Source organism: Methanofervidicoccus abyssi (assembly GCF_004310395.1).
GTDB classification, from domain to species: domain Archaea; phylum AGJL01; class Methanococci; order Methanococcales; family Methanococcaceae; genus Methanofervidicoccus; species Methanofervidicoccus abyssi.
This window is the reverse complement of the sequence record NZ_BFAX01000001.1, coordinates 145245-162043: the sequence shown is the minus strand read 5'-3', so window position 1 is coordinate 162043 and position 16799 is coordinate 145245. Positions and strand designations below refer to the sequence as shown.

Genomic DNA, 16799 nt, shown 5'->3' with positions numbered 1-16799 from the left:
GAGATCTTTAACTTGCATAAGTCTCTTAGTAACCTCCCTGAGTAAGTGAATTAATTCTGAAAAATTAACTTTAATATTCCCCACTTGACCTACCCCAATACTTTCTAATCAATTTTGCAATTTTTAGTCCAACTCCTGGATCATTTTTGATAATAAGCGTAATAATCTCTTTGAGTTCTTCTGGTGGTAGTTTGTGGATTGCCTCCTGAATCCTGTTATATATTTTTTCCCTGTATTTTTCCTTAATCCATTCTTTGTAAAAATCTCTAATAATCTGTTTTGTCGTTCATTTTTCCACATTTTCTCCTAATTTAAGTTTCATGTCATTTAGCATATCTACAAAGTATGTTTAGTTAACACTTCTTCAATCCAATCATCCCAAAGAAACTTCTGAAAATCTTGTAATGTATATCTTCTTTAGAAAGAAGACTGAGTTCTGAAGAGTATCCCTCAATTACAGAAAAAGTTGTGTTTGTATTCTTTTCTTCTGTCATTTATGGTTACCTGATTGAGATTCTTCTGTGTTTGTATTCATCATCTTTTGTTTAGGCAGAAAACTTAAAATACTATTTCTAAATACCAGTATACTGATTATATACTAACATAAGGGTTCTTAAAATGAACAAAAAAGATAGGACAAGTATGCCGATAGATGAAGAAATACTTAAAATAGCTAAAGACTTAGACATAGATATATCGAAAACTTTGGAATCAGCATTAATTAGGGATTCTCCTTTAATTAAAAATGGGGATGATATAAATAAATACATAGTCATTCATTTAAGAGATCTAAAGGTCAAAAATACCATATGTAAATGTGGATACAGATTCTACTACGTAGGCTCAAAGGTGATCTGTCCAAGGTGTAAAAGGATATTTACTCCAAGGTGAAAGGTTGAGAGGGTTTTTAATAGGGAGGTGGCAACCTTTCCATAAGGGTCATTTTTCTATTATAGAAGAGATATCAAAGGAAGTAGATGAACTTATTATAGGGATTGGAAGTGCTCAGAAGAGTCATACTCTTAACGATCCCTTTACAGCGGGAGAGAGAATAATAATGATAACTAAAACCCTTAAGAAATATAATTTTCCATACTATGTAATCCCTATAAATGATATAGAGTTTAACGCCATCTGGGTATCATACGTAGAAGCTCTAACACCTCCATTTGATGTGGTGTATTCAGGTAATCCTTTAGTAAGAGAGCTATTTATGGAGAAAGGGTATACAGTTAAAAAACCTAAGTTGTACAATCGAAGTGAGTACTCTGGTAGGGAGATAAGGAGGAGAATGTTAGAAGGGGAGAGATGGGAACATTTAGTACCTGAAGAAGTTGTAGAGGTTATTAAGGAGATAGATGGTGTAAATAGGATAAGGCGGTTAATGGAGTCTGACTACTACTAAAAGGTGATGTTATGCCAACTGTAAAGGTTGTAAAGAGGGATCTGGAGAGATTAGTTAATATAAGCCTCTCAGATAGGACTGTAGAGGAGAAGTTCCCGATGATGGGCGTAGAGGTTGAAAGAATATTCGAAGAAGTTAAAGATGGTAGGAAAGAAAAAGTAATTCAATTCTCTGTAAATCCCAACAGGCCTGACTATCTAAGTGTTGAAGGTCTTGCTAGGGGTTTCAGGGGTTTTATAGGTATTGAGGTAGGTATGCCGAGGTATCAGATTTATCCATCAGATGTGGAGGTATTTGTTGAAAGAGTAAGTAGTAGGCCCTACTGTGCTTTTGCTATTGTAAAAAACCTAAATATTGACAGTTATCTCTTAGAGAGTTTAATAGATCTCCAGGAGAAACTTCACTGGACAATAGGAAGGGATAGGAGGAAGGTTGCGATAGGTATCCACGATTTGGATAAGATAACTCCTCCCTTCTACTATAAAGAGGTGTCTGGAGATGAGTTGAAGTTTGAGCCCTTAGGATGGGATAGGGAAATGACACCAAAAGAGATTTTGGAGAAACACGAGAAGGGGATAAAATACAGACATCTTGTCCCTGAAGATAGGTATCCAATAATATTGGATAGAGATGGAAATGTTCTCTCCATGCCTCCTATAATAAATGGAAATCTTACAAAGGTAACAACTGAGACGAGAAATCTACTGATAGACGTCACAGGAACTGAGATCCATAGTGTTGAAAGTACTTTAAATATTATTCTCTGTGCCCTTGCAGACAGGGGCGGTAATATACACTCAGTTAAATTAAACATAAAGAAGGAAGGTGGAGAATATTACTCTAAGGTGTATCCAGATCTTACACCTCAAACTTACGAGGTTTCTGTAGATCTTGTAAATGAAAGATTAGGGCTAAACCTGAATCCCGGAGAGATAATAAACACTCTGAGAAAAGGTAGGATGGAAGGGGAGTATAACTACAATAGAAATAGTATAACAGTCCAGGTACCTCCTTATAGGGTAGATATACTCCAGGAGGTAGATCTCATAGAAGAGATTGCAATAAACTACGGATACGACAGATTTACAGGGACACTCCCAGAGGTATTTACGGTGGGAGAGAAACATCCCCTGGAGAAGAAGTTGGAGTATGTTAGAAGTATTATGATAGGACATGGTTTCTACGAAGTTGTAAATCTAACACTTTCAAATGAGGAAGTGCTCTTCAAAAGGATGGATATGGAGGTAGATAAGAAGGAATACGTCGAAGTGTTGAAACCTGCATCTATAGAGCACAGGGTTGTTAGAACCTGGATACTACCACTCCTCTTAGAAACCCTATATATAAACAAGGTAAATGAGTTGCCCCAGAAGATATTTGAGGTAGGAGATGTTGTTGTAGTAGATGAAGAAGGAAATTGTAGAAATATTACAAAGTTAGCCTTTGTCATAACCCATCCCAGTACGAACTTCAACGAAGTAAAGAGCTATGGGGAAAGTGTAATGAGGGAGTTAAATATAGAGTATAAACTGGAGAACTACAACCATCCATCATTTATACCTGGGAGATGTGTTAAAATAGTTGATTTGGGGGATAATAAGATTATTGGATACTTTGGAGAGATAAATCCTCAGGTGATACTTAACTTCCAGTTAGAATATCCAGTTGTAGGGTTTGAGATGGAGATTAGATAGTAAGGTTTTAATATAAATAATAACTCTTCTGTTAATCCTTTTTTAATTATATTTTCAAATAATTATATTTTTATTATTATCATAAATTTATTATTTATCATAAAAATTTATTAATGATACTAATGCTTTTTCGTACTTTAAAACCTTTTAAGAACAGGTTTTATCAACTAGGTTCTATCCTTTAATTAATATATTTTTCTAAAATGTTGTTCTCAATTTTTTTAGTAGAGATGATAACATCTATCCAAATATACATAACATTATATATACCGGCACAACCTTTCGTACAGACACCTAAAATAAGGAGACAAAAATAATATATTAAAAACAATAAAAAGTTTAGGTTTTAAATTTTTAATTTTTTTATTTTTATAATCTCGAATAAAAGAGAATGTTAAAAATTTCACTTATAACTAATTTAAAACTCGCTAAGGCGGTATCTATGGATATAATTCAGGTGATAACTCTGAGTATTGTAGAAGGAGTCACAGAGTTCCTACCTATCTCATCGACAGGTCATATGATAGTATTATCTCGACTACTCAATATCCCCCAAAATAGTATCCATATAAATTTTGAAATAACTATACAGTTGTCAGCAATACTTGCAGTATGCTACCAGTACGCCGAAAAACTTAGAAAGAGTTTAAACCTGTGGAAGAAGATAATTGTATCCTTTATACCAACTGGTGTAGTTGGATTACTTTTTTATAAAGAGATAATAAATCTATTCTCTGTTACTACTGTAGCCCTAAGTTTTATCCTTGGAGGTATAGTGTTCCTCATTGTTGAGAAGTTCTACAGGGAAAATAAAAGTACTACTAAAAGTTTAGAAGATATAACTTACAGACAGTCATTGATAGTAGGTATTGCTCAGGTGTTCTCCCTTATTCCAGGTACTTCCCGTTCAGGTGCCACCATTGTAGGGGGATTATTATCTAACTTAGATAGGAAAACAGCTACAGAATTCTCCTTCCTATGTGCAATACCTGTAATGCTAACTGCTACACTTTTTAGTATATATAAGAATCTTGGAAAGTTAAACACTGGAGATATATACAGCTTGATACTGGGATTTGTGATTACTTTCTTTATAACCTTAATCACAGTTAGACTGTTTTTGAAGTATGTAAAGAGATATAACTTTGTACCCTTTGGAATATATAGAATAGTTTTTGGTTTGATTTTGCTTTTGTTTTTCAGTAATTAGGTTGTTTGAGAGGAGGAGTTGTATAGTTTATTTTTATGGTAGTGTAGTGAAATATAATAAGTCATAAATAGTAATACAATCTTCTGTTCTCATTAGAGTAAATAAAAATTATAAAAATCCCAATGGAAGTAATTAGTAAATATGAAGTAAAAACTACATCCTATCCAGGAGATCGCCTTCTTCCAATCTTCAGGAGTAGAATTTTTTTATTTTATTATTTAGTTTATGAGTTTATGAACAGACTTTTTTAAACAAACAGACAGCAACTGTTAAAAAAATAATAATTATAAACAGAGAATAATTAGAAATTATAAAATTAAAAATAATAATTACCAAAAATAAAGAACATAACAGGTGGAAAAAGCAAAATAATTCTTATTACCTGGGATATATATTGAGTGCTGGAGAAGTAGTAGTATTTCTATTAAATCTTTTCTCAATAGGTTTTTTGTATCTTTTTTCTGTTATTCTTTATTATTTATTTCTTTTAATTATTGTTTTAAGTTATTGTTTTTAATTTTAATAATTATTTTTATAATTATTTTTTAATTTCTTAAAATATAAACTCCACGTCTGAAAGTCTGTTCTTTACTTCCTCAAGTATCCTATCCTCTTCTTCTTCAGATACTTTACCATCTTTAAAAGCAGGGAAACAGGCTGCTACCCTTATATAGCTCCCTGCATCATCCCATGGCACGGTAGATATAAGTTTCTCCCTTATAAGATACTCGGAGAATTCCTCAGCGTTTCTAAATACTTTACCATCCCTGGTACCTTTAGGTGCCTTCAGATAGAGATAGAAGGTTCCTCCAGGCATCTTGGCGTCAAATCCTAATTCTCTAAATATCCTTACCATCTTTCTAAGTCGTCTCTCGTATTTCTTCCTTATCCTTTCTGTGATCTCAGGATGCTTTAGACAGTATATACCTGCCTTTTGGATAGGAATAAACTGTCCACTGTCAAAGTTATCCTTCACAGTTGCAAAACCCTTTATAATCAACTCGTTTCCTACGAGAAATGCCAATCTCCAACCTGTCATATTGAATGCCTTTGAGAAACTATGTATCTCCACTCCTACCTCCTTTGCCCCTTCTATGGATAAGAAAGAGAGAGGCTCACTACCATACGTTAGAGGACCGTAAGCTGCGTCCTGCACCACTATGATGTTATTATCCTGTGCAAAATCTACAACCTCCCTGTAGAACTCCACAGTTGCCTGGGCGCCTGTTGGATTATTTGGATAGTTTAAATAGAGTATCTTCGCCTTCCTCCTTACATCATCTGGAATACTCTCTAGATCAGGTAGAAAATTATTCTCCTCTAAGAGTGGGAGGTTGTATACCTTACCGCCGTACCATCTTGTATGGGTGGCAGTTATTGGATAACCTGGTACAGTTGTAAGAGTGATATCCCCTGGATTTATAAATACAGCAGCTATATAAGCTAGGGCAGATTTTGAACCTATGGAGTGGATAACTTCATTTACAGGATCTATACCCTTTACACCATACACCTTCTCCATATACTCTGGGACGGCATCCTTCAACTCCTGTATCCCGTTATCTGCATAACCTCTATTTTCATACTTCTTAGCCTCCCTACAGAGCACCTCTATAACTCTAGGATCTGCCATCTCATCTGGTTCCCCTACACCCATATCAATTAACTCTACATCTGGATACTTTCTCATAGCCTCTAATTTAGCCCTCTTTATCTTTTCGAATTTATAGATTACCTCTTCTTTACCAAAATTCTTTCCACCAATCCTCTCTGCGAATAGGTTTTGAATATAACTCTCCACTGTATCACCCTATGTATGCTACTACACTAATAATCTTATATATAATCTATATATACTATACTTATCTTGGAAAATTAAGAAACTTCATTATGTCGAAATCCAATAAATATGTTAATAAAAAATTATAAAAACCCATAAAACTGATATATATATACTAATATAGCCTATTATATAAAAACCATGGCATATCTATGGAAAATACATGGAAGGGAAAACATAAAATAAAAAAACGAATTATAGAACATACTTATACCACTTTATTGAAGATTTCAAAAATAATTATTTCTCAGTTTAGTCTCAACTGCAATATGGATATACTTTATAGAGATCCATTTATTGTAAGATCGTGATCAATTACCCCTTCCCCTTCAAAAATATTTCTATACCTACTAAGTTTTTTGCCTATCATAACTAATCTATATAATTCCTCTTTAAAGGATAATTTCCTAAAAATTTCCCTCTTATTTAATTCTCCTAAATATCTTATAATTTCCTTTTCTATAAATCCAAACCTATTAGTCTCTACATATTTCTTCCTTTTAGGGGTGTATTTTACGCCACTGTTAATAAAATAGTGGTAGTTGCAATTGTTATATCTCTTAGTAACGTTCCTTTCTATATTTCTCTTAATATATATAATATCCTTGGATACGTTTAGATCCACTATCTCCATACATCTTCTACAGAGTTCATCCAAGTTAGGACTACTAAATATATACCTTCCAAACTCTTCCCTCTCTTCCCAGGTGATATACTCCCTTTCATCTAACTTACACCGTGTAGAAGTTTCCATTCCCATAAGTCTTATTCTCTCCAGCTGATCCAGGTATAACTCCTCACAACACTCTATAGCGTAGTTGATTACCTCTCTACTACACTCCCCTAACATTATACCCTTACAGTAATGTTTAATGATAAGTAGAAAATCTCCATTCCATTTTACTCTAAAACTGAAGGGAAAGAGTTTACACATTGTAGGTTTGTAGGAGTATCCCTTTTCTATCTGGATCCTACAGAGGTTATCATCGGTTAATAGGATGCACCCTCTTTTACCGATCTTCAACCTCTTATTAAAGTGGAGTATTTTACTATCTTCTATATACTTTGAGTAATACTCCCTCAATTTTATATAGTCGAAGTATGGAAGATATATTCTCCAATTTTTACAACTACAGCAGTATCCACATTTCACACATCTGTAAGTGATCCCTTCGAAGGTAATCTCCCATTTCGTGGGGACCACCTTTAGGAGTTCTTGTGATATATGGATTATTAAAATAAATAACAATTAAATAAATAACGAAAATAATTCTATTTTCTCCAGTGGGTTAAAGAATTATGGTTATAAATTTGTAGTATTAAAAGTTGTATTAAGATATATCAGAAGATCATTCTTTTTAATTTTTTTATTTTTTTATTTAAATGATCATTTATTCATGATTAATTAAGAATAATGATAATTATTGCCTATAAGATTAAAACAGGGCTTTTATTTCTAGAAAAGTTATAGAAAATATCATAAAACATAGAAAATTTTTTAACAGTTGTATCAGAAAAATTTTTGTTTTAACCTTCCACGGGCTTAAACTTATACCCGTAATGAATTATTCCATCTTCTCCATCCTCTTTTATTCTCCTAAATACAACCTCTACAGGCATGCCAATATATACTTCATCTGGTTTGCAGTCTATCTGGGCAGTTATTCTTGGGCCTTCTTCTAATTCTACAATAGCTATTACATAAGGTGCCATCCTCTCGAAGTCCTTAGGTGGAACATGCACTACAGAGTAAGTATATACCTTTCCCCTTCCACTGAGTTTGTACTCCTCTAATTCTCCCTTCCTCCTACAGTAGGGACATATATTTCTAGATGGAAAGAATATCCTACCACAGGTTTTACATTTAGTTCCAATGAGGCAGTATCTCTCCTTTATATGTCTCCAACTTCTCACTACCAAGGTATCACCAGTATTAACCTCTTATCAGTATCCTGTTGTTGTTTAGGTCTATCTTAACGATCTCTCCCTGAAACTCCTTACTTTCCCCAAAGAGATCTGTGGCGACAATTTTATCACCCCTCTTCTCCACAAGCATAACATCCTCCATAACCAACTGGTCATTTAAATAGAGATTAAGGTTGCACATCTTTTCACCTATTTTCTACTGTTAGAGAGTATATGGACACATACAGTTCCTCCAGTTCCTCCAACATTTGCAGTTATTCCATAACCATGTTTTATAATAGCTTGCCTATCCTTACAGTTCTTATCTTCCTTCAACTGCCAGTATATTTCTCCAACCTGTCTTATACCTGTTGCCCCAAGGGCATGTCCTGCCGCCTTTAAACCTCCACTGGGATTAACTGTAACGAAATCCTCACAATCTACCCTTACCTTCTCCTCGGCAACGATCTTCCCAGCCTCTCCCTTCTTACAGAAGCCTAGATCTTCTAGTAGTATCAACCCGTTTATAGCGAAGCAGTCATGAACTTCTGCAACATCTACTACCTCTGGAGTGATCCCCGCCATCTTATAAGCCTTCTCTGACGCCACCTTTGCAGCCTTGAGGGTTGTTATACTCTCCCTGCTGTGGAGAGAGATGGTATCTGAAGCCTGAGTGGAGGCTATTATATATATCATATCGTCCTTGGAGACGAACTCCTTAGCTTTCTCTACATCACATACTATAAGAGCTGCAGCACCATCTGATACTGGGGAACAGTGCATAAGTGTTAAAGGCTCTGCAACAGGAGGTGCATTTATAACCTGCTCCAATGTGGTTTTAAACCTAAACTGGGCATAGGGATTTCTAGATCCATGGTCGTGGGCTATAACGCTCCACATGGATAACTCTTCCATGGTGAGACCGTACTCGTACATGTATCTCCTCGCCATCATGGCGTATAGGGAAGGAAAAGTTGCACCGAAAAATGCCTCCCACTCCTGGTCTGCAGCTGCTGCTATTGCAGAAGTGGCGTCTGTAATATCCGTCATCTTTTCAACTCCCCCTACAAGTACAACATCATGGTGCCCACTTGCCACAGAGAGGTATGCACTCCTAAGGGCTAAACTTCCAGAAGCACAGGCTGCCTCAACCCTTGTACAGGGAAGGGGCGTTAAACCTGCATAATCTGCAATAAGGGAAGATATATGTTCCTGCCCTACGAAGAGACCTCCACTCATGTTTCCAACGTAGATGGCATCTAGATCCTTACCATCTATGTTGGCGTCTTCAATAGCCTTAACTCCTGCCTCAACTATTATATCTCTAAAGGAGGATTCCCAGAGCTCTCCAAATTTTGTCTGGCCGTATCCTATTATTACTACATCCCTCATACTATCCCTTTATACCTTTATACCTCTCCTGTACTTGAGATATATAGAGTAATCTATGTACTTCTTTCTATTAAGTAGGTCTATGGTTTTAGGTGCCTTATCCTTTACCTCCTCTATCCTATCGGTAAGTATAATATCGAAGGCATCACTTCCAGCCCCACTTCCATAGGATACTGCAAGTATCCTATCTCCCTCTTTCCCACTGTCCAGGATGTTGGATAGACCTAAGGGTACAGCACCAGAGTAGGTGTTTCCTAAGTAAGGTGTAAGTAATCCGTCTCTGTATTGTTCCTCTTTAAACCCTAAGTACTTGGCGACCCTTATGTAAAACTTACCATTAGGTTGATGGAATACACAGTAGTCATAATCTTTTGGAGTTGTGCCCATCCTCTCCATTATACCTTTTGCAGCATTTATCACATGTCTGAAGTAGGCTAGTTCTCCTGTGAATCTACCACCATGTTTTGGATAGGGTTTTCCTTCCCTTCTCCAAAAATCTGGAGTATCTGTTGTAAAGGAGTAGGTACCGTTTATCTCCCCAATTATCTCCTTTTTCTTACTCCCTATTATATAACAGGCTCCTCCCGCCGCAGCTGTGTATTCAAGGGCATCACCAGGTGCTCCCTGGGCAGTATCTGCCCCAATTGCCATTCCGTACTTTATCATCCCACTTCCAACAAGCCCTATACATATCTGAATACCTGCAGTTCCAGCTTTACATGCAAACTCTAGATCTGCACATGTTAGATCTGGTGTAACACCTAGAGCCTCCGCAACTATGGTAGAAGTAGGTTTTACTGCATAGGGATGACTCTCACTACCGATATAGATTGCTCCAATATCCCTGGGATCTATACCTGCCCTTTTAAGGGCGTTCTTTCCAGCCTCAACACTTATAGTAGCAGTATCCTCATCTGGCCCTGGTACACTCTTCTCATAAACTATGAGACCCTTCTTTATAGGTTCTGGATCCTTTCCCCAGACCTTTGCAATCTCTTCCACCTTTATTCTGTATTTGGGAATATAACTTCCATAACCTATAATACCAACCTTCATCGGATCACCTAATTTATCTTATTTAACCTCTCCAACAACTCATCCACCGAAAGTTTAGTAACGATCAGTGGAATACCTTCTATCTCCGCCAATTTCAATGCCAGTTTATCCAAGTAAGATACCCCCTGAAAAACCACTAACCTAGGTTTTATAGAACTTACCCTTATGGCAACCATAGGACTCCTACCTGTAGATACATTTGTGAATATCAGAGTCCTCTCAGTTGTCCAACCGTAGAGGTTTAGAAAATCCTGTCCACTCATCTCCAATATAGCCTTTACACTATCTACAACTGTATGACCAAATATGTAATTATTTAACTTCTCTTCCATCTCCCTACGGTAATTTTGGACCTCTTCGTTATTGGGATAATTTGGGAGTTCCCCTTCTATTACTTCCAGGAATTCCGAGATCCTAACTGGACTTTTATACTCCTTTATCTGAAGGATAGGTTCCATGGAAGATGGATTAAGTATCCTCTGGAGAGCCCTTATAGTACCTCCTCCCCTCCTCTTGTCTATATCCACTAGAGCGTCAACGTATCTCTTTATAATGTTGATACCTGGGTTCTTCCTCCTACCAGCCTCGTAGTCACTTACAACAGAAGGAGATACCATAAGGTACTTGGCAACTTCTATCTGGGGGATGTTAAATATCTCCCTCCACTTCTTTAGACCTTTCCCAATATTATCAGATAGTGCGATATCTCCTATGATATGCCTCTTTATTTTATCCATAGTTTATGATTTTTTCATTAATTATATAAAAGTTTCGATTTAGAATAAATTTTATTTAGACATTTGTCGATTTATTGATATTTAGGAAGACTAACGATTATTGTTAAAAAGTAAAAATAAAAAAATAATAAAAGTTAACAGAACTCCCTACACTTCTCGACTCTCCTACTACAAATCCTATCTCTGTCTATTTCCTTAATAATTATTATCTTAATAATTATTATTTTTATTTAGGATATTGAGATCTCGATGGTTGCTATATTAATAGTATTTGAATTATCATTTTTTAACAACATATTACTTCTACAAATTTAGGTTCCTTCTTCACTTTATCATACCACATACTTATTCCCACTATGATATCTCCTTTTCTACCTATAACGTAATCACAGAGACATCCCATTTCCTCAAAAGATCTTTTTAATCTCTCGAAACCAAAAGCATCGGGATATATAGAGTTATTGTTACCTCTCAATTTTTTATCTATCTTATCTACAAACAACTCTATATCTTCTCTGTCATTTACAATCTCAAAACCGTTCTCCTTTAATTTATCTTCTAAATAATCTCTAATTGAGTTGTACTCCTCAAACCTTCTATCCCTACAGATACCTCTGACAATTAAAAGACCGTCCCTGTCATATAGGGGTTTTGACCCCTTAAAAGCTTCTAAGGATTTCATAATTTTCCCAGTAATAACCCTTATAATCACTGTTTCACCTTATTCGTCATCCTTTTTATTAAATAGTATGCAACAAATCCCAATATTGTAGGTATTATGTAAGATACTACCCTATCTAAGAGGGTAACTGCAGTGGAAATAGAGTGGGGAATTCCAAAGTAGGAGTAGAGAGTTATAGATACAGCATCAGATACTCCGAGACTACCTGGCAGTGTAGGAAGGATACCTACAAGTAGGGAGACTAAGTAGGTTGAAGACAGTGCTATAGGAGATACTCTATAACCGATAGACAAAAAGAGTATGTAATTTTTGAATATATCGAGGAACCACCAGAGGAAAGTAAGGATAAATGGTAGTATCATTCTTTTTCTGTTGTTGTGGAGAAAAAGTATATTCTGCTGTAGATCTTCTATAGACCTATGTATCTCCCTTTCAGGTATACTTTTAGAGGATATAGAAGATATTAAACCAATCAACTTCGACGCCACTCTGTAGGGAAGGGATCTATGCATTATGATGTATATACTAAGTGCCATGAGTATACTTATTAGTAACCACACCAATACAAGTTCTTCTACAAGGGGAATTCCCTCTATCATAAAGTAAAGAATCACAAGGAGAGAAAGTATTAAAAAAGCAACAGTGTCTAAAATCCTTTCAACTATTACACTGGAGAAGGATATAGACTTTGGGATGTGTTCCAACTTTGAAAGATAGTATGCTCTAAAGGGCTCACTTCCACCTCTCATTGAGGGAGTTACATTGTTTATAAACTGTCCCATCATAATCAGTAGGAAGAGATTCTTAAGAGATACCTTATAATTGCTTATAGATAGAATAACCTTCCATCTTAAGGTAAGAATAAAGCACCCTAAGAAATAGAGAAGTACTCCTAATAAAAATATATAAGGATTTATAGACAGCAGTACAGAGGCAACTTTTGAGATTCCAACGTGGAGTATTATAACGAGAATAATAACCAACCCTAAGAGGTAAAGGAGAGAAGTTACTATCTTTTTCCTTAGATTCATTCTATCCCGATTTTATATATATTTTAAATATTTTAAATAAAAATCAAAAATAATAAATTATATATAAGCCTCTTCTGAGCACTGGAAAGAAGATATTTGATTAAGAAGATCTATTGTAGATGAAAATTTACTACAATTTTTTCAAAATACTTTAAATTATTATCCCCATCGGGGAACAGCTCAGGATGTATCATCTTAGCGTAATCTCTCATGTATCCTACAGGATCCTTTGTCTCCATACATAAATCTGGTTTTGACACATAGAATCTTCCATCTTTAAAAGCCTTGAAATTCTCAAACCCTGAGTTAGGACATACTTTTAATAAATCCACATTTTCATAAAAAGAATTCTTTTTAGTAACAATTTTTATTCTAATTATTGTAATTTATAATTGATTAATGTATAATAATTAAAAATTTACTAATCATTTGAGATAAATCTTAGTACCTCCCCGAATCTCGACTTCACTAAAGTTCTCCTACCTAATACCTTTGCATGTGCATCTAACTCAATTATACTGTAGTGATACATTTCTTTTATCGGGTAATACAGTCTAGGTCCATCGCTTATACCTACAGTTATTCTACCTTTACTTACTTCCTCAATCGGCACAGCATGAGGTACTCCAGAGACTACCACTAAATCTCCTCCAACTTTCTTCACTATATCTACAACCTTTTCTCCAGTTATAGGATACTCATCTAAACCCCCTGTAATGTAATCTATATTTATCTTCCTTTTCCTGTACTCTCTAAGTATATTCTTGGCGTCTTCCCTTATCTTTTTAAGACCTACATTTGGATCTAAGTTAGCTATGTTTATTACCTCTATCCCTCTCCTCTCCATATATCTATTGATCTCTATTAAAGGATGGGCAAAGAGGTATCCAGTCTCCTTTTTGGCATTTAGTACACAGAGTACTCTTACACCTTTTTTTAAATTTTTAAAAACCTCTATAACTTTCTCCAGATCGTCTTCATTAGTAGGTTTTAAGTATTTATTCTTAGCCATCCCTCTCTTTCTCTCCACCTCTGTAGCCTTTTGTAAGATATACTTCTGTCTTTCAAACTCCTTCTCATCTATCAAACCTGCACGTAGGCAGGCCTCCATAGCTTTTATAGCTCCTATAGTGTTATCTCCCATTCCACTGTGCACTTCCACTGGGACAATGATAACACTGTCATCAGAGTACTTCTTACAGGGTAGGTGTAGATCCTCTCCGATTATCATACTGGGACAGGTACCAACTATACCTATGATATACTTCTTCTTTTTATTATTCCTCTTGAGATAATCTATAACATATTTTACAGTATAATCTAACTTCTCACTACCTCCAAATATGAAGTCGTTTTCATCCATTCCAGTTGTAAATACTCTAACACCATCTAACTCCAACAGCCTGGCAGTTCTGAAGGAACATCCACTTGGACCATGAAGTATTATAGCATCTGCTCCTACGTCCCTTAACTGATACATGGATGCAGCTATTGGTGAAGGCCTGAGATGTAGTATCATTATTCCCCCTATCTTAGTTATGATCAGATTTAAACCTAAATTTTCCATTAAATATTAAGATAAAATCCAATAAAAAATTTTAAGGAGCTAAACCCCCAAACCACAAACCTTCTCTTTCATCAAATCCCATCATTATATTCATATTCTGTACTCCCTGCCCACTGGCTCCCTTTACCAGGTTGTCGATTGCGGAGACTAAAACCGCCCTTCTATTTTTATCCACCTCGATGGCAATATCACAGAAGTTAGTACCTCTAACCCCAGTTAGAGATGGTATATCCTCTTCAAATATCCTTATAAAGGGATCTCTCCTGTAGAACTTTCTGTATATTTCTATTAGCCCTTCTTTATCTATCTCTTCACGCAAGAACACATGAGCCGTTGTAAGTATACCCCTTGTAATAGGTACTAAATGGGGTGTGAAAAATACCTTTATATCTCTATTTGATAACTTTTTCAACTCCTTCTCTATCTCTGGTGTATGTCTGTGGGAGGTAATTTTGTAAGGTATGACATTCTCATTTATGTTAGGAAAGTGAGTGGTGTCTGTAGGAGATATCCCCGCTCCGCTTACTCCAGTCTTTGAATCTATAACGATATTCTCCTCAACAATATCTTCTTTAACCAGGGGTGTCAAGAGTAGAATAGCTCCTGTTGGGAAACATCCGGGGTTCGCAACAAGTTTAGCCCTCTTTATAGATTCCCGGTGGATTTCAGGTAGACCGTATACTGCATCAAGTTTTCCCGTATGTTTTATACCATACCACTTTTCATAAATCTCTATATCCTCAAATCTATAATCTCCACTGAGATCTATAATTCTTACGTCCTTTTCATAGAGAGTTGGCACTATCTTCATAGATACTCCATGGGGTGTGGCACAGAATACAATATCTGAATCTATATCTTCAGGGGGGATGTTTTTAAATGTTAAATTCTCTAAAGGTTCCATGCCCTTTAAGTTTTTGTGTATCTTAGTTACAGGTACTCCATCTAACTTTCTGGAGGTTACATACCTTATCTCTACTTTTGGATGGTTGGAGAGAATCCTCAACAGTTCTCCCCCTGTATATCCAGACCCCCCTATGATAGACACTTCTACCATGGTATCACCTATTTATATTTATAATATTTCAAAGACCTGTTCCCTCAGTTTTAGAATAATATAATAATATAGTTTATAAAAATAATTATAGCCATAAACAAAATTAAAACAAAAAAATAATAAAAAATAAAAAAATACAGTGAAAAATAAAACTAAATCCCATCTCCGAACTACATTATGTATTGGAAACTATAGTGAGACCTCTGATAATTTTTAATAGTTTTTTCTCTTTTATTTATAACTATTTTTTTACTCTAACTTTATTAAATTATTATTATTTTTATGACTTGTATATAAGAGTTATATAGCATCTGACAACACACCCTGTGATATCATGAAATACAGTAAGAAGTTAGGACAGTGTTTTTTAAGGGATATAAATATAGTAAAAAAGGTTGTAGATGCTGCCCAGGTAAATAGGGAGGATAGGGTACTAGAGATAGGACTTGGAAAGGGAATATTGACAAGGGAGTTAGCGGAGAGATCTAAAAAGGTGTATGTCATCGAGCTAGATAGAAGGTTAGGGCCCTTTGCAAGGGAGATAACCTCTAAGTACGAGAATGTCGAGGTTGTATGGGGAGATGCTCTGAAAGTAGATTTTAATACCTTAGATTTTAACAAGGTTGTGGCAAATTTGCCCTATCAGATATCTTCTCCTATAACTTTTAAACTTCTAAGGTATGACTTTGACGTGGCTGTTCTTATGTATCAGTATGAATTTGCTAAGAGGATGATGGCTAAAAAGGGTACTGGGGATTATGGAAGATTAAGTGTAGCTATACAATACTACGCAGATGTGGAGTTTGTATGTAAGGTGCCCCCCCAGGCTTTCTTTCCAAGACCTAAGGTGTACTCTGCAGTTGTGAAGATCACAAAAAAGAAACCTGAAGATATCCTTCCTTTGGAGGACTCTCAGTTCTTTGAAAATTTACTTAGAGCTCTATTTCAACATAAGAACAAAACTGTAAAGAGAGCATTACTTGATTCGGCACATGAAATAGATTTAGAAGAGAAGGAGCTGAAGGGGATAATAGATAGTTTAGACTTCAACATGAAAGAACGAGTATTTAAATTAGGGGTTGAAGATATTGTTAGGTTAAGTAATTTGCTCTATAAAAAGATTAAAAAGTAACCTAAAACGAAGAGATAATATCAGCCAATGCCCTTTCAAGACTTAATTTGTTCCTACATACCCCGACAGGTGGATGAAGTGAGAGAGGATT

The 16799-nt window shown here is 35.5% G+C and carries 18 protein-coding genes; 5 read left to right on the top strand and 13 right to left on the bottom strand.

The annotated features are described in order from the left end of the window. Positions 1-353: 353 nt before the first annotated feature. Complete coding sequence (locus MHHB_RS06450) at positions 354-494, bottom strand: hypothetical protein (RefSeq protein ID WP_153801561.1); 141 nt, start codon at positions 492-494, stop codon at positions 354-356. 124 nt (positions 495-618) lie between these two features. On the opposite strand from MHHB_RS06450, the gene MHHB_RS00840 reads away from it, so the two are divergent. The 4 genes from MHHB_RS00840 (at position 619) to MHHB_RS00825 (ending at position 4309) form a co-directional block, all read left to right on the top strand. Continuing rightward, positions 619-891, top strand: coding sequence for a type II toxin-antitoxin system CcdA family antitoxin (locus MHHB_RS00840; RefSeq protein ID WP_131006726.1), 273 nt, complete (start codon positions 619-621; stop codon positions 889-891). A gap of 4 nt (positions 892-895) precedes the next feature. Then, complete coding sequence (locus tag MHHB_RS00835; protein WP_131006725.1) at positions 896-1405, top strand: nicotinamide-nucleotide adenylyltransferase; 510 nt, start codon at positions 896-898, stop codon at positions 1403-1405. Between the two features lie 11 nt (positions 1406-1416). Next, a complete protein-coding gene (gene pheT, locus MHHB_RS00830; protein WP_131006724.1) occupies positions 1417-3099 on the top strand; it encodes a phenylalanine--tRNA ligase subunit beta in 1683 nt (560 codons plus the stop codon). A 442-nt stretch (positions 3100-3541) separates the two neighbouring features. After that, positions 3542-4309, top strand: coding sequence for an undecaprenyl-diphosphate phosphatase (locus MHHB_RS00825; RefSeq protein WP_131006723.1), 768 nt, complete (start codon positions 3542-3544; stop codon positions 4307-4309). 553 nt (positions 4310-4862) lie between these two features. On the opposite strand, the gene MHHB_RS00820 is transcribed toward MHHB_RS00825, so the two are convergent. The 12 genes from MHHB_RS00820 to argC all read right to left on the bottom strand — a co-directional run bounded on the left by MHHB_RS00820 (position 4863) and on the right by argC (position 15576). Next, on the bottom strand, positions 4863-6110 hold the full coding sequence (locus MHHB_RS00820; RefSeq protein ID WP_131006722.1) for an LL-diaminopimelate aminotransferase: 1248 nt from the start codon (positions 6108-6110) through the stop codon (positions 4863-4865). A 319-nt stretch (positions 6111-6429) separates the two neighbouring features. Next, positions 6430-7302: a YkgJ family cysteine cluster protein gene (locus MHHB_RS00815; RefSeq protein WP_229701893.1), complete on the bottom strand. Its 873-nt coding sequence runs from the start codon at positions 7300-7302 to the stop codon at positions 6430-6432. Positions 7303-7676: 374 nt separating this feature from the next. Then, positions 7677-8069, bottom strand: a complete 393-nt coding sequence (locus MHHB_RS00810; RefSeq protein ID WP_131006720.1) for a Zn-ribbon domain-containing OB-fold protein — start codon at positions 8067-8069, stop codon at positions 7677-7679. A gap of 13 nt (positions 8070-8082) precedes the next feature. Then, positions 8083-8256 carry a CooT family nickel-binding protein gene (locus MHHB_RS00805; protein ID WP_131006719.1) on the bottom strand — a complete coding sequence of 58 codons (174 nt, stop codon included), beginning with the start codon at positions 8254-8256 and terminating at the stop codon, positions 8083-8085. Between the two features lie 8 nt (positions 8257-8264). Then, positions 8265-9446, bottom strand: coding sequence for a thiolase domain-containing protein (locus MHHB_RS00800; RefSeq protein WP_131006718.1), 1182 nt, complete (start codon positions 9444-9446; stop codon positions 8265-8267). 9 nt (positions 9447-9455) lie between these two features. Further along, on the bottom strand, positions 9456-10502 hold the full coding sequence (locus MHHB_RS00795; RefSeq protein WP_131006717.1) for a hydroxymethylglutaryl-CoA synthase: 1047 nt from the start codon (positions 10500-10502) through the stop codon (positions 9456-9458). A gap of 8 nt (positions 10503-10510) precedes the next feature. Further along, positions 10511-11239, bottom strand: coding sequence for a helix-turn-helix domain-containing protein (locus MHHB_RS00790; protein ID WP_131006716.1), 729 nt, complete (start codon positions 11237-11239; stop codon positions 10511-10513). A 286-nt stretch (positions 11240-11525) separates the two neighbouring features. Further along, the gene (locus MHHB_RS00785; RefSeq protein ID WP_131006715.1) at positions 11526-11951 is read right to left on the bottom strand and encodes a DUF2120 family protein; all 426 of its coding nucleotides are present in this window, start codon (positions 11949-11951) and stop codon (positions 11526-11528) included. Next, positions 11948-12952: a flippase-like domain-containing protein gene (locus MHHB_RS00780; protein WP_131006714.1), complete on the bottom strand. Its 1005-nt coding sequence runs from the start codon at positions 12950-12952 to the stop codon at positions 11948-11950. The genes MHHB_RS00785 and MHHB_RS00780 overlap by 4 nt, the downstream gene beginning before the upstream one ends. A gap of 110 nt (positions 12953-13062) precedes the next feature. Then, positions 13063-13284: a hypothetical protein gene (locus MHHB_RS00775; RefSeq protein ID WP_192893785.1), complete on the bottom strand. Its 222-nt coding sequence runs from the start codon at positions 13282-13284 to the stop codon at positions 13063-13065. Positions 13285-13373: 89 nt separating this feature from the next. After that, positions 13374-14471 (bottom strand): Ni-sirohydrochlorin a,c-diamide reductive cyclase catalytic subunit, encoded by a 1098-nt coding sequence (gene cfbD, locus MHHB_RS00770; RefSeq protein WP_131006713.1) that lies wholly within the window; start codon positions 14469-14471, stop codon positions 13374-13376. Between the two features lie 79 nt (positions 14472-14550). Continuing rightward, positions 14551-15576, bottom strand: coding sequence for an N-acetyl-gamma-glutamyl-phosphate reductase (argC, locus tag MHHB_RS00765; protein ID WP_131006712.1), 1026 nt, complete (start codon positions 15574-15576; stop codon positions 14551-14553). Between the two features lie 334 nt (positions 15577-15910). On the opposite strand from argC, the gene rsmA reads away from it, so the two are divergent. After that, entirely contained in the window at positions 15911-16708 is a 798-nt protein-coding gene (gene rsmA / locus MHHB_RS00760; RefSeq protein WP_131006711.1) for a 16S rRNA (adenine(1518)-N(6)/adenine(1519)-N(6))-dimethyltransferase RsmA, read from the top strand. Positions 16709-16799: the final 91 nt, after the last annotated feature.

What these genes read in the sequence shown, in the direction of transcription:
- cfbD (WP_131006713.1), bottom strand. Translation starts at nt 14,471, where the DNA reads ATGATACTACATCTCAGGCCTTCACCAATAGCTGCATCCATGTATCAG.
- MHHB_RS00840 (WP_131006726.1), top strand. Translation starts at nt 619, where the DNA reads ATGAACAAAAAAGATAGGACAAGTATGCCGATAGATGAAGAAATACTT.
- MHHB_RS00800 (WP_131006718.1), bottom strand. Translation starts at nt 9,446, where the DNA reads ATGAGGGATGTAGTAATAATAGGATACGGCCAGACAAAATTTGGAGAG.
- pheT (WP_131006724.1), top strand. Translation starts at nt 1,417, where the DNA reads ATGCCAACTGTAAAGGTTGTAAAGAGGGATCTGGAGAGATTAGTTAAT.
- rsmA (WP_131006711.1), top strand. Translation starts at nt 15,911, where the DNA reads ATGAAATACAGTAAGAAGTTAGGACAGTGTTTTTTAAGGGATATAAAT.
- MHHB_RS00805 (WP_131006719.1), bottom strand. Translation starts at nt 8,256, where the DNA reads ATGTGCAACCTTAATCTCTATTTAAATGACCAGTTGGTTATGGAGGAT.
- MHHB_RS00780 (WP_131006714.1), bottom strand. Translation starts at nt 12,952, where the DNA reads ATGAATCTAAGGAAAAAGATAGTAACTTCTCTCCTTTACCTCTTAGGG.
- MHHB_RS00825 (WP_131006723.1), top strand. Translation starts at nt 3,542, where the DNA reads ATGGATATAATTCAGGTGATAACTCTGAGTATTGTAGAAGGAGTCACA.
- argC (WP_131006712.1), bottom strand. Translation starts at nt 15,576, where the DNA reads ATGGTAGAAGTGTCTATCATAGGGGGGTCTGGATATACAGGGGGAGAA.
- MHHB_RS00790 (WP_131006716.1), bottom strand. Translation starts at nt 11,239, where the DNA reads ATGGATAAAATAAAGAGGCATATCATAGGAGATATCGCACTATCTGAT.
- MHHB_RS06450 (WP_153801561.1), bottom strand. Translation starts at nt 494, where the DNA reads ATGACAGAAGAAAAGAATACAAACACAACTTTTTCTGTAATTGAGGGA.
- MHHB_RS00795 (WP_131006717.1), bottom strand. Translation starts at nt 10,502, where the DNA reads ATGAAGGTTGGTATTATAGGTTATGGAAGTTATATTCCCAAATACAGA.